This is a genomic window from Phycisphaerae bacterium (assembly GCA_041652575.1).
Lineage (GTDB): Bacteria > Planctomycetota > Phycisphaerae > Sedimentisphaerales > UBA12454 > UBA12454.
Genome location: JBAZHC010000005.1, coordinates 122,866 through 136,233 on the forward strand (window position 1 = coordinate 122,866; position 13,368 = coordinate 136,233).

The window sequence follows — 13,368 nt, forward strand, 5'->3', positions numbered from 1 at the left end:
TGACACAAGGAAGGGCGGAGGTAAAGAAAAATCCGGCCGATTAAAGGGGCAATTGGGTCATGGAAGAGGCAAGCTCTTTTAAGGCAGCAGCAGCGGGGCTTTGGCCGAAGCGGTCGAGCGATGATACGGCTTTTTGGCGGAAATAGGCGATTTGAGATTTTGTAAAATCTATACCTTTTATGGCCGGCAGAGTCAGGATTTCATTTTCGACGTCCCTGCCGCCGGTTTTGCCGGTTTCGTTTTCCGTTCCGACAATATCAATCAAATCATCAGTCATCTGAAAGGACAGGCCGAGATTGAGACCAAAATCATATAACGCGTCGCAATCGGTTTTTTCTGCACCAGCGATAATTCCGCCAAGCCTGGCGCAGGCTGCGAAAAATACGGCGGTCTTTTTTTCTATTATGCCGAGATAGTCTTCCACGCTGATATTGGAGTCGCCCCGGCAGGTGTTCTGGAGCATTTCGCCCTGACAGATTGTCGCGGCGGTATCGGCGAGAATCATATTGATATCGTTTCTCTGCAGTGAAGCGGTAACGACAAAGGCTTTGCTCAAAATATAATCTCCGAGCAGCACGGCCATATTCGCGCCCCACAGGCTGTTTGCCGTTGCGTGATGCCTGCGTGACTGGCCGTTGTCTATCACATCATCGTGCAAAAGAGTCGCGGCGTGAATCATCTCGATAACGGCGGCGATTTTGATGTGCAGATGATTTATTTCGCCGAATAATTCGCCGCTGAGCAGCAGAACCGAGGCGCGGAGCATTTTGCCCTGCCTGTTTCCGAGGTATTCGACAAACGGTCTGAGCCTGTCGTCGGCGCAGCAAAGCTGGTTCAACAGGAAATCGTGAGCCTGTGCAAGCTGGTCGGCTATCAGCGCAGGACTGACCGATGATGAATTTTGCGTGGTCATTTTATTTCGACCGGCCGTTAGCGTACTCGAAGAATTTTTTGCGAAGCATCTTCGTAACCGGTCCCGGTTTTCCATCAGAAATTTTCCTGCCGTCGATTTCAACGACGCCGATAACCTCGGCGGCTGTGCCGGTAAGGAAAAGCTCGTCAGCGACGTAAAGGTCGAATCGTGTCAGATTTTTCTGAACGACTTCGATTTTTTCCTGTGCTGCCAGACTCATAACAACGGCTCTTGTAACGCCCTCGAGAGAACCGGCCTGAATCGGCGGAGAACAGAGAACACCGTTCCTGACAACGAAAACATTATCGCCTGAAGCTTCGGCGACGAAACCTTCGTGATTAAACATAATGGCTTCGGGTACGCCGGCATCGATTGCTTCAATCTTGGCCAGAATATTATTGAGATAGTTGAGACTCTTGACCTGCGGCGGAATCGCAAGAGGATGATTGCGAATCGTACAGGCGCAGATGACTCTCAAGCCTTTCTCATAGAGGTCCTGCGGATAAAGCTGGATTTTATCGGCAATGATAATTATCTGCGATTTTTCACAGGTAAAAGGATTAATGCCGAGCGTGCCGACGCCTCTTGTAACAACAAGCCGGATATAGCCGTCGACGATTCCGTTCGCCCTGACAGTTTCCTCTGTGGCCCTGGCAAGCTGCTGAACGGTCATACCGATATCGAGCCGTATGACTTTCGCGGACTCATAAAGCCTTTTAAGATGAGCGTCAAGTTCGAAGATTTTCGAGCCGTAGATGCGAATACCCTCGAAGACACCGTCGCCGTAAAGCAGACCATGGTCGAAAACGCTTATTTTCGCGTCCTTCTCATCTACGAGTCCATTGTTAATCCATATTTTTAAAGCCATAAAAACTCCGAAAAATTTATGCCGCAGCGATTCTGCCGTCGGCGAGTCTTATTATCCTTGATGCCTTTTCCGCAATCCGGTCATCGTGAGTAACCATTACAATCGTCTGGCCGGAACTGTGCAGTTTTTCAAAGATCTTTAGAATATCATTTCCTGTCCCAGAGTCAAGGTTTCCTGTCGGCTCGTCGGCCAGGATAATATCCGGCTCGTTTATCAGTGCCCTTGCGATAGCGACCCTCTGGCGTTCGCCGCCGGAGAGTTGATAAGGCCTGTGTTCGGCACGGGCGGCAAGCCCAAGCTCGTCCAAAAGCCGCCAGGCCGCTTTTTTAGCCTTTGCCGAATGGAGAAGCCAGCCGATTGTGCCGGATTGCACCATCGGGGCAATTAAAACATTCTGCAATACTGTTAATTCGTCAAGCAAATGATAAAACTGAAACACAAAACCTATTTTTTTGTTCCTGAATTCGTTTATTTTTCTGCCGCTGAAAGCCGAAATGTTTTTTTTCTGAAAGAAAACGCTGCCTTTATCGGGCTTATCGAGTGCGCCGAGTATATGCAAAAGCGTACTCTTGCCGCTACCCGAAGCGCCTTTAACAGCGATAAATTCACCTTTCTCAACGTTGAGGTCCACACCCTTAAGAACCTCCAGATTAACGGCACCCATTCTGTAAGATTTAAAAATATCCCGACAGGTTAATATGTAATTGTTTTCAATCATATTTGATTCACTCTCAAAATATCGACACAGTTTTGTCTGGCGGCCCTGATTGTCGGCAGCATCGCGCCGAGCAGGCAGGCAATAACCGCTGCCGCGGCCACCTCAATCGGCAGGGCGAAGCCGGGATTATTTGGTATATCGCCTATCGCGTAAATTTCCCTGTTCCACATCTGGAAGCCGAATTTGACATACAGCCAGTCTTCGAGGCCGTTAATATTGTCCAGGAACACCAGCGCCGCGGCAATGCCGACCGCCGCACCGACAATGCCGGTCAAAACCGCATATCGCAAAAAGACCCGCATAATGCCGAACCGGGAAGCACCGATACTTTTCAATATGCCGATATCTCTGCTCTTGCCGCCTACAATCATATAGAAAATAACGAAAATAATAAAGACCGTAATCAGGCCGACAAGCAGAAAAAGCAAAAGCAACATCGCCCGTTCTTTTTCCATTGGAGCGATCGATTCTCTGCGGTAACTCTTGAAGTCCTGTACGTTTACGGTTTTAAAAAGGTCGGCAAGTTCCGAACCAGACTTTCGCCCGACAAAGTCTTTCCATAAAGCCGTTGTTTTTTCGACGGACTTGTTGAAGTCGGCGCCTTTTTTGAATTTTATGAATATCGCACCGGCTCTCTTTGGGCCGATGTTCATACCCGTCATAGACTGAAGCTGCTCGAACGGCAGATAAACAACCGTACTATCAATTTTGGCAAGACCGGAGTTGGAATTATCGCTGTAATAAAAGGTTCTCGTGTTTGCGGAAACTGAGGTTCCGGTTCTGACAAGCGTTCCTTTTGGCGTAAGCGGAAAACAGGTAATACCATAAGACCATCTCGGCAGAGTCATCCACTGCTGATAGTTGCCCCACTGGTCGCGTTCAACAAGAAGGTCAACGCCGATTATGCAGCCCGGCAGTTCAGAATTATACGAAGGTTCGAAAGCAAGCAGCGGTTTTTCTTTGCGATAGTAAAGGCTTTGCGCAAAATTCGTTGTCTTTATATGAGAATCAAGGGCAATACCCATAAGACTAAGGGCGGCATTTTTACCGGAAGAGTCCGACTTGACAAGACCGAAGGTGTTTATGACAGGCGTTGCGCTTTCGATAAAATCGGATGACCGCAAAGAAGTTATAAACTCATCATAATGGCCGAATCCGACAAGCGAATCCGTTGAGATAATGCAATCGGAGAAAAATTCGTGATTCTTATCGATGAAGTCGACCGTCAGGCCGTTCATAACTGTCATTACCACGATGACAACGAAAACACAGACCGCTACCGCTGCGACCGCAAGAATGGTCAGCCTGCTGGACTTGAATAGTTTCAACGGCAGTATTACATCGTACATTTTATTCGTACCTTAGAATCTTTACCGGCGAAGTCATTGCCGCGACTATCGAAGGCAGTACAGCGCCGAGAACCGAAGCGGCGACAGCGGCAATAAAGAAAATTATCGCCCATGACCAGTCGAAATGGTTCGGGATTTTTGTAAACATATAAATGCTGCTGCTCCACAGTTTAAGGCCGAAGAGCCGGCCGACAAACTGTTCGACGGCGTTTACATTACTGGTAACGACAAAACCAACGGCCACTCCGGCAGAAGCGCCGATAAGGCCGATGAAAAGACCGAACAATAAAAATATAGAGGTAATGTCGGCAGATGAACCGCCGATGGCTTTTATAATCGCAAGGTCCTTTTGTTTCGCCTTGACTATCATATAGAAAATGCAGAACACAAGAACGACAATGCCGCCGCTTATGATTCCGAATATCAAAAGAAGAACGCCCATCTGTTTGCGAAGTTCCGCGGTATATTCGGCCTGTTTTTGAACGGATGTCAAAATCTCGGTATCGGCGATGTGATATGCCGGCCAATTAAGCTGCTCCGATGCGAAATCGGACCATATCTTACGAACAACTTCGATGGATTGCGACGGATTAAATCCTGCGGCGCATTTGATATGAATAATATCCGCTGCCTTATTCTGTTTGTCCGAAGGAAATAAAAGGCCGGCCAGTGCGTCTATCGGCATAAAAACAAATCTCTTGTCTATGTCATAAACCGACGTAAAGACTATATCGGAAATAACCGCCTGGGCCGAGCGGGAACGGGCTAAATTTACAGGTTCATTATTTTCACTTTCGGTTGTGCCGATGGTTATTACGGCTTTTTTCCCGATAAAATCTTCTGCAAGGGGAAAATCGTAGCGGTCGGTTATGGGGTCCGGCTCCAAAATGGCGGCGATGCCTATAAAGATTGGTATCCCGGTCGAATCGGGATTTTCATCGCCGTAATTAAATTCCGGCACCGAAAGAGAATTTTTCTGTCTCAACAGATTGTTTTTGAAATTTGTAACCCGGCAGCGGCTGACCGGTTCTATGCCCCAGATAGTAACGGCTTTTACATTTCCTGCGCCGAGATGTACAAGGCCGTTTGTGGAAAGTATCGGCGTGGCAGAGTCTATTTCTTCGGCCGAGCACAGTTTCTCGATAAGAATATCGTAATTGGAAAATCTCGCGGGCGGCTCAAGAACGATATCGCCAAGGTATTCCGATGAACTGAGTTCAATCGCCCCGATAAAAGCGGTGAAAAGACTTGCCACCGTAACAAGCAGCGCGGTCGAAAGTGTTACCGCGGCGATGCTGAGAAAAACGATTTTTCGTTTTTTAAGATACCGCAGTGCCAAAAAAAATTTGAGCATTTATCCCATCCTGCTGATTATTTTTCCGGCTTCAATAACGGAAACAGGATTACATCCTTTATATTTGTCGTGCCGGTAAGCAGCATAATAAGTCTGTCGATTCCGATGCCAAGTCCGCCGGCCGGAGGCATTCCGTATTTCAGGGCCGTTATAAAGTCCTCATCGAGACTGCGGAAGGTTTTTTCGTCTTCGCCGGCGCCTTTTACCTGCGACGTAAAGTTTTCATACTGTACGGTCGGGTCGTTAAGCTCCGTATAGGCGTTGGCAATCTCTATTGTTCCAGCGTAAAGCTCAAACCGCTCGGCCAGTTCAGGATTCGATTTGCTGCGCTTGGTAAGCGGGCAAAGTTTGCCGGGATAGTCGATTACAAAGATCGGGTCAACAAGATGCGATTCGACCTTTTCCTCGAAAAGTTTGTTCGTAACGACTTCATCGTCCATTTTTGTCTCGTCGATGCCGGCCTCTTTCGCCTTTTTGCGAATGTCCGCGATATCGTTTATGTCGCAGCCGCAATACTGGCCGACGAGGTCTGAGTACGAACTTCTCTTCCACGGGCGTGAAAAATCGATTGTATGGTCGCCGAACTGAACTTTCGAACTTTCGCAGTGTTTTTCCACAGCGGCGCCGATAAGAGATTCGGTAAGTTCCATCATTATATTATAGTCGGCGTAAGCTTGATAGATTTCCATCATTGTAAATTCAGGATTGTGGCGGGGGCTTAAACCTTCGTTGCGAAAATTACGGTTTATCTCGAAAACCTTTTCAATGCCGCCGACAAGAAGTCTTTTCAGGAATAATTCCGGTGCGATTCTAAGATACAAATCGATATCAAGGGCGTTGTGATGAGTAATGAACGGTTTTGCCGCTGCGCCGCCGGCGATGGTCTGCATCATCGGCGTTTCCACTTCGTAAAAACCTTTTTCCTGCAGAAAAGCGCGAATCGTCGATACTATCGCAAGCCGTTTTTTGAATCTCTGCATTACCTCTGGATTTGCCCAGAGGTCGACATACCGCTGACGATAGCGAAGGTCCGTATCCGAAAGGCCGTGGAATTTTTCAGGCGGCTGCAGCAGTGATTTCGCCAGAATCGTAATTTTGTCCGCCCATATCGTAAGTTCGCCGGTCTTCGTAAGGCCAAGCTGACCTTGGGCGCCGATTGTATCGCCAAGTTCGACCAGTTTGATAAGTTCCCACTGACTTTCGAGAAGTTTTTTGCTTAAACCGAGCTGAATCGTGCCGCTGCTGTCGCGCAAAGTTATAAATATTAATTTGCCGATATCGCGAAGAAGAACTATCCTGCCGGCACAGGTCGCTCTTTGCGGCGGCTGTATTTTCTCGTCAAATTTAGCCCTGACAGATTCTACTGTCTCGACATTATCGAAACGTCCGCCGTACGGGTCAACTCCAAGCTGTTTTATCCGCTGGAGTTTCTCCATTCGCTGTTTTTCAAGTTTTCCGATATCTTCCTGTTCCATCATTTTTGTATTCCCGATTCGATAAGTTTTGCTTTCGCGGCAAGAACCGCTATGTCAAGCTGACGGTCAGCCTGGAGAGTTTCTGCCAGATCATGTCTTTTCAGTTTTGCTTTGTTCTGGTCGTGGTCCGCCGCGGCAAGAACATCATTGTCCCGCTGAATATCGATTACTTTTTTTATTTCATCGTTAAGCAGTTTGACATTTACGTTGGGCGTGACGCCCCAGTCTTTTTTCCCGAGTTTTTCCTTTGCCCATCGGTCGTTGACTCTCTGGCCTGACGGCAAATGATAATACGCCATCGTATATTTCATCTGTGCGCCGTCGCCCGGGTATGCTGTAATTGTCTGAACGCTGCCTTTGCCATAGCTCTGTTCTCCAACAAGGGTTGCCCTTGAGAAGGTTTTATCGGCAAGAGCTCCGGAAACTATTTCAGATGCGCTGGCGGAACTCGAATTAATCAATATCACCAGCGGATAATTCGGATGCGTTCCTTTTTTCTCGGCGGTTTCCCATGTCGGCAGGCCGACTCTCGGCTGCGTACTGACCATAACGCCTTTTTCGACAAATAAATCCGTTATGTCGGCCGCGCTCTGAAGGTAGCCGCCGCTGTTGAATCTTAAATCCAGAATGAGTCCTTTCATACCTTCAGCTTCGAGTTTGGTGATAATTTCATCAAGGTCTGCCGCGGTGGATCCTGAAAACTGCGTAACTCTGACGTAGCCGATTTTGTCTTTGTCATCAACGAAGTAGAGCCAGTTTCCGGATTCATCTCTGCACCAGCCGCGAGTGGTGGGAACGATAATTCTTGCCCTTGTAATTTCAATATCAAATGTTTTTTCTTCCTGCTGCCGGCGAATTGTTAGAACAACCTTTGTGCCGGCCGGGCCTGTAATTTTGCTGACCGCACAGGAAATAGACATATCTTTTGTGCTTTCGCCGTTGACAGCTTCGATTATATCGCCGGCGTCGAGAAGGCCGGAATTGTAGGCAGGCGTACCGGGCACAAGACTTACGGCTTTCAAAGGCCCGTCCTGTTTGGATATTTCAACGCCGATTCCTGTAAATTCATTGGTCATATTCTTTTCGAAGTCTTCCACCTGTTTTGGCCAGATAATCATCGTATGCGGGTCGAGCGCGTTCAGCGACGCTTCGGCAAAGTGCCAGATTACCACCTGCTCGGGCAGTTTCATTGTCGCCGAGTTCAGGGCCAGGACATGTTTAAAAAGTTTTATAAACTGGTCTTTGCTTATACCGAGAGATTCGGCTTTGTAATTTTTTTCCAGTGCTGAAAGCCCGGCAATAAACTGCGGTATCTGGTCTTTATCAAACTGAATCTTGAACGTATTCGGGTCGAAATTTTCCGAAAGACTTATTACCTGGGCAAGATACCGGCATCGCTCTAAGGCTTTTTCGGTCATATCGCTGTAATGGAAAGGCTCGACATAACTATACCCGAGCACGTCAAGAGCACGGATAAACATTTCAGGCTTTATCTTTTCGTACCGGTCGGCACAGCTTTCACACGGGCTGTCCATCAGCGAGGCCTTGATGATGGCCTTTTCCTCAAGCTGGTCTTTTTTATCTTTGTATGTTTTGTCGTCTTCGTAAAGAACGGCGAGCCAGCTGTAACAGTTCAGCAGGGCATCTATCCAATCGCCTTTGGCTTCGTAATCGGCGGCGGCTTTCTGCGCCCTTGCAATAGTTGCCTTTACAAAAGGGTCCTCTAAAATCTTCGCCTTATCGTCCCCCTCGGCTGCTTCCCGGGCCCTGATTACCACAGGAAATATATCCAGCAGGTTCGGTTCTGCCGTGTTTGGTTCTTGCCGGGCCGGAACTTCTGAAACGAATTCGTTTGTTCCAAATTTATCCAGACAGCTTATCTTGTCGCCGCAGGACTCTGTAAACCAGCAATAAGAATACAGCAGCGTGCCAAACCATTTACGTTTGATTCCGCTATCAGCAGAATTTTTAACCTCGTTATCAATAATATCTTTTATAAACGGATCGGTTAGAAACTCTGCTCTGATGTAATCGTCGGTAAAATTACAATCCTTGAGCATTGCCGAAAGTTGTCCCAACAGGTTCGGCTCAACCGCACCCGGCACAGAAGCGTTCTGAATTTGCCGAGCCGAGTCTGCAATCGTCCGTTCGTTCGCATCGGCCTGTAATTTAAATTTCTCAAGTTCCGCAAGTTTCTCCTCGAAAGTCTGCTTTCTCGCCTCCTGCCTTGACTGCTGAATCTGATTGTACTGGGAAATTATCCCGAGAATCGCAGATGAGGCGGAATCGTTAACATCGGACTCTTTGATAGTCCGTTCGGCGGCGGCAAAATTGCCGTCGCATATCTCACTCACCGCGGATTTTATTAAAGCAGTTTCATTACCGTCCGGCCTTGATAAAGGCGAAACCTTTTTTTCCGGGGTTGACATTGAAAATACGGGCCAAATCGGCAGCAGAGATGCGAGAATAAATACTATGGCTTTTTTCATTTGCGCTTTTCTCGAAATATATAAAGAAACTTAGCCACTAAGACACTAAGGCACAAAGTTTATTACATTATTTTTCTTTGTGTCCCGGTGCCTTTGTGGCTATTTTTTAATAATTTTTTACAGGCACTCTGCCGCTTTGCCGCTGCAGCCGAGAATGTCGAGCTTGTGCAGTACCATCGCCTTTATCGCGTCTCTTGCGGGACCGAGATAATTTCTCGGGTCGAATTCGGCAGGCTTTTCGGCAAATACCTGACGAATCTTGGCAGTCATCGCCATACGAAGGTCGGTGTCGATATTCACTTTGCAGATTGCCATTTTCGAAGCTTTTGTTATGGCCGATTCCGGAACGCCCATCGCGTCAGGCATCTTGCCGCCGTATTTATTTATGAGGTCCTTGAATTCCTTCAATACGCTGCTCGATCCGTGCATTACCAGCGGAAAACCGCTCAGTTTGTCGGCGACCTTTTGTATTACGTCAAAAGCAAGCGTCGGTTCGGATTTAAACTTATAAGCTCCGTGACTTGTTCCGCAGGCAACGGCCAGTGAATCGCATCCGCTCTTTTCGACGAACTCAATCGCCTGGTTCGGGTCGGTCAGATGACTTGCGACATCTTCGTGACTGAGTCCTACTACGTCTTCCTCGATACCGCCGAGCTGGCCGAGTTCCGCCTCGACGACAACGCCGTGAGCGTGAGCGTATTCGACGACCTGTTTGGTAATTTTGATGTTTTCCTTGAAAGGATGATGCGATGCGTCAATCATTACCGAGGTAAAGCCGTCATCGACGCACTGCTTGCAGACTTCAAACGTATCGCCGTGGTCGAGGTGCATACAAATCGGGATACTCGGATTTTCAGCGACAGCAACGTCGATAATCGCCCGCAAATAACTCATAGAAGCGTATTTTCTCGCGCCGCGGGATATCTGAAGAATTAACGGGGCCTTTTTCTCGGCAATAGCCTCTACAATTCCCTGCGTAATCTCCATATTATTGACATTGAATGCTCCGATTGCATAGCCGTTCTTATAGGCCATTTCGAACATCTTTTTCGTGGTAACTAAAGCCATTTATCGATTCCTTAAAAAAAGTTTATAGACTACGACACTATATACTGAATTAACGACATAAAAAAACCACTGTTTCGGGCATCATTAGGATTAATAGTTACGATCCGTCGGGGAATCCAGCCCCATAAACGTCTTTGAGCCGAATCCGAGCTCGCCGACTCCTTCAGGCCATATATTAAGAACTATCGCCCGTCTGTCAAGGGATTCGTCGATACTGTAGGTAAGACCGTAATAAAGCCTGTGATAGCGCCTGATGAGGGAGACCTGGCTGGTTATTCTCTTTTTGGTTTTGAAATCATACTGATGAGCCATGGAAATCATATAACGCGGATTAAGTTTGTATGTCATCGCGAACGTAAATGCGTTTGAGCCGTTTTCATCCTCATTTTGCACGTTTTTCAGGTATCTCATGCCGATATAATAGCTCAGATTCGGCCATACCAGCCGGGACAAGCCTATATTGAACTGCTCAAGCTCGTTGTCCTTGGTGCCGTAATTCAGGTCGCTCAAAATAGCCGTTGTATCGCTTAGCCGCCAGATGTAATCGGCGTTGAAGCTGTCCTTCTGCGGACCGAAAAGCTGAAACCGCCTGTACCCGGCTAAATCACCGTTGGAAATCGCCGGCACTGATAAAACCGAAAGCGGAATAAGCGGATTGTTCCAGAGAGCATTGTCGGGTCTGTCTATATCGGAGTTGTCGTTGCTGACCATGGTATATTCCATTTTCAAGCGCATCCAGTCGAGACTCCTGCGTTTCTCGCCCTGGCCGCGTTTGGTCTGCCACCGCTGCAGAACGCCGAGAGTGTAAGTATCCTTCTGTTCGACTACATCGTCGCTTTCAGCAAAAATAGCGGCGTTCGCATACGGCTTTATAATATGACGAATGCCGTCGATGTCCCAGAACTTCGATTGGATATTTGGGTAGGTTCGCCAGTATTGAGTCGATGTTCTTACGCCGGCCTCGCCGATGAAAACATTCTGCTGGCCGAAGTTCGAACCTGTTCCGGTAGTTATGCCGCGGTCAAAACCGCTTCTGTCGTCGTAGCCGAATGTGCCGGCTATATAAGGCACGATATTGCCGGAGGCGAACTTGACCGGCATATCAATTTCGGTGCGAGTCGAACCGAATGTGAAATATTCGTTTGAAATGTTCAGGCCGTGGTCTTTGCCGGTTCGCTGGCGGAATCTGCCTACGGAACTGTCGCTATATAAGGTAAACTTGTCGCTAAAAAGCGACTGCCCCTTTAAATGATATTGTGCCGAAGGAAGTTCTTCGAGCTGGTCGGCAAAGTCGTTTATCCGCCATTTGCCGAGTATCGCGAAGGCCTGGTTGTCTTTAAGCCACTTCAGATGTATAAGGGTTTCCCGTTCTTTGCCGTTCATGAATTCACTGCGGCGGAAGGATTCGAGATAATTTTCGTCAGATTGATAGCTGGATTCAAGCGTAAGCTGCCAGTGGTAGGGCAGAAATTGCCTGTGCTGGAAATCGACCATGCCCCTTAACTTATCTTCAGGTTTGTCGTTTTGCCTGTCTCTGCCAAGGTCGTCTTTGCCGCGGTCGTTAATTACATAGCCATCGATATGGCCGAAATAAGTGTCTCTTTCGTATTTTATAGCGCCGCCTATTCCTGTGCCTCGTTTGGAATAGTAATCATACATAAGACTCGAATCAACGCCCGGCAGTTCACGGAGCCCAAGAACTCTTGCAAGAAACCATTCGGTCTCGATAGATGTACCGAAAGTATTGTCGCGGGCAAACTGCACTCTCCTGATAGGAATGTCGGGCCTCTCGAAGTCGCCGCTGAGTTTCGGCCAATAAAAAACTGTCCGGTTATCGACCTTCAGCTTGACATCTTTCATCATAACATCGTAGCTTTGATTACCGAGCTGGTCTGTCTGCTGGTCAACGACAGTACTATCGGCGATATAAATCTCCGATGCTGTCGCCGAAATTTTGGGCACATAAAATTCACTGCTCGTAAGTGTTACATTGCTGCCGGCAAATTTATTTTCGGAAACCTGTTTGAGTTTCGCCGCTCTTGCGTAAACCGGTATTCCGCGCGACGGGTCGAATGTCCGCATAACTGCGTTTATGACAAGGGCCTGTTTCTTCTGGAAATCGTAATAGACTTCATCGGCGCGAATCGTTCTGCTGCCTTCGGTCATAACTATATCGCCGCGGAGATAAACAGCTTTTACCGTGTTATCGACCGGCAAAAGGTCCTTGTTTTTATTCGGGTCGCTTGTTTTGCCGGCGTAGAAGATAACCGCGCTGTCAGCCTGGAACTCAAGCAGTCTGCCGCTTTCATCCTGTTTCTGCCACAGGTAGAACCTGTTTAAAACTGTCGCTATATTTGTGCCGTCAGCAAGATTTTCATTTGTGATTCTGACCGGTTTGTCCGTAGCGCTGCTTATATTGACAGGATACTGAAATTTAGGAGCGGCCGCCGCAGGCACTGCCGGTGCCGCGGGCTGTTGCGGCTGCCCTTTGCGGCCGGTTGTGTCCGTGCCGAAAACTTTTTCAAAAATGTTCGGCGCAGCGGGCTGCTGCTGAACAATGGCCGCTTTTTCTTCCGGCGGTAATTCTATCTGATGAGTTGCCACAAGTGCATTGTGATATATCAGGCTCGTACGCGGGTCTTCTGTGATTCGTTTCTCGGCCGTCGCAAAAATTTCACCTGCCACCTGAAATTTCGTAACCAGCGACTCAGCGCCTTCCATTATTGGACGGCTCATATCGACGCCGGATGTCTTCGAACCCAAACCCGCCTCGACGGTTACCTTGTCCTGCAGATAAACAGTTACATTGTGTTCGACATATTTAACGCCACGGTCATCGGTGGTAACGCTGTTGATCCAGACGACAGCCTGGTTGCTTTTTAATTTGTTATCGCCTATGACAAGGTCGAAGCCATCGTTGAATACAAGAATATGTTCTCCGCCGGAAACCTGGTAGCTTGTTACCGTTCCCCCGCGAAGATGCAGGTCATCGGCGCCGAAAATTTGAGCTTTGCCGGAGTCAATTGCCAATAGACCTTCCGTGCAAAATAACAATATCACTATAAGGCAGATAATCCGTTTACGCATATGCCTCCAGAAAACAAAACGCCTCAATTGCCAGTGATTATAGCTAT

General features: G+C 47.9%; 9 protein-coding genes. All 9 read right to left on the minus strand.

What is annotated here, in order from left to right:
* Positions 1-40 precede the first annotated feature (40 nt).
* Positions 41-913: a polyprenyl synthetase family protein gene (locus tag WC496_05455; GenBank protein ID MFA5292465.1), complete on the minus strand. Its 873-nt coding sequence runs from the start codon at positions 911-913 to the stop codon at positions 41-43.
* Position 914: 1 nt separating this feature from the next.
* Positions 915-1,781 (minus strand): branched-chain-amino-acid transaminase, encoded by an 867-nt coding sequence (gene ilvE, locus WC496_05460; protein ID MFA5292466.1) that lies wholly within the window; start codon positions 1,779-1,781, stop codon positions 915-917.
* A 16-nt stretch (positions 1,782-1,797) separates the two neighbouring features.
* On the minus strand, positions 1,798-2,499 hold the full coding sequence (locus tag WC496_05465; protein ID MFA5292467.1) for an ABC transporter ATP-binding protein: 702 nt from the start codon (positions 2,497-2,499) through the stop codon (positions 1,798-1,800).
* Positions 2,496-3,848 (minus strand): FtsX-like permease family protein, encoded by a 1,353-nt coding sequence (locus tag WC496_05470; protein ID MFA5292468.1) that lies wholly within the window; start codon positions 3,846-3,848, stop codon positions 2,496-2,498. The genes WC496_05465 and WC496_05470 overlap by 4 nt, the downstream gene beginning before the upstream one ends.
* Position 3,849: 1 nt before the next feature.
* Entirely contained in the window at positions 3,850-5,202 is a 1,353-nt protein-coding gene (locus WC496_05475; GenBank protein MFA5292469.1) for an FtsX-like permease family protein, read from the minus strand.
* Positions 5,203-5,219: 17 nt separating this feature from the next.
* Positions 5,220-6,680 (minus strand): lysine--tRNA ligase, encoded by a 1,461-nt coding sequence (lysS, locus tag WC496_05480; protein ID MFA5292470.1) that lies wholly within the window; start codon positions 6,678-6,680, stop codon positions 5,220-5,222.
* Complete coding sequence (locus WC496_05485; GenBank protein MFA5292471.1) at positions 6,677-9,166, minus strand: S41 family peptidase; 2,490 nt, start codon at positions 9,164-9,166, stop codon at positions 6,677-6,679. The genes lysS and WC496_05485 overlap by 4 nt, the downstream gene beginning before the upstream one ends.
* 117 nt (positions 9,167-9,283) lie before the next feature.
* A complete protein-coding gene (gene fba / locus WC496_05490; protein MFA5292472.1) occupies positions 9,284-10,234 on the minus strand; it encodes a class II fructose-1,6-bisphosphate aldolase in 951 nt (316 codons plus the stop codon).
* A 90-nt stretch (positions 10,235-10,324) separates the two neighbouring features.
* The gene (locus WC496_05495) at positions 10,325-13,264 is read right to left on the minus strand and encodes a hypothetical protein (GenBank protein MFA5292473.1); all 2,940 of its coding nucleotides are present in this window, start codon (positions 13,262-13,264) and stop codon (positions 10,325-10,327) included.
* Positions 13,265-13,368 lie beyond the last annotated feature (104 nt).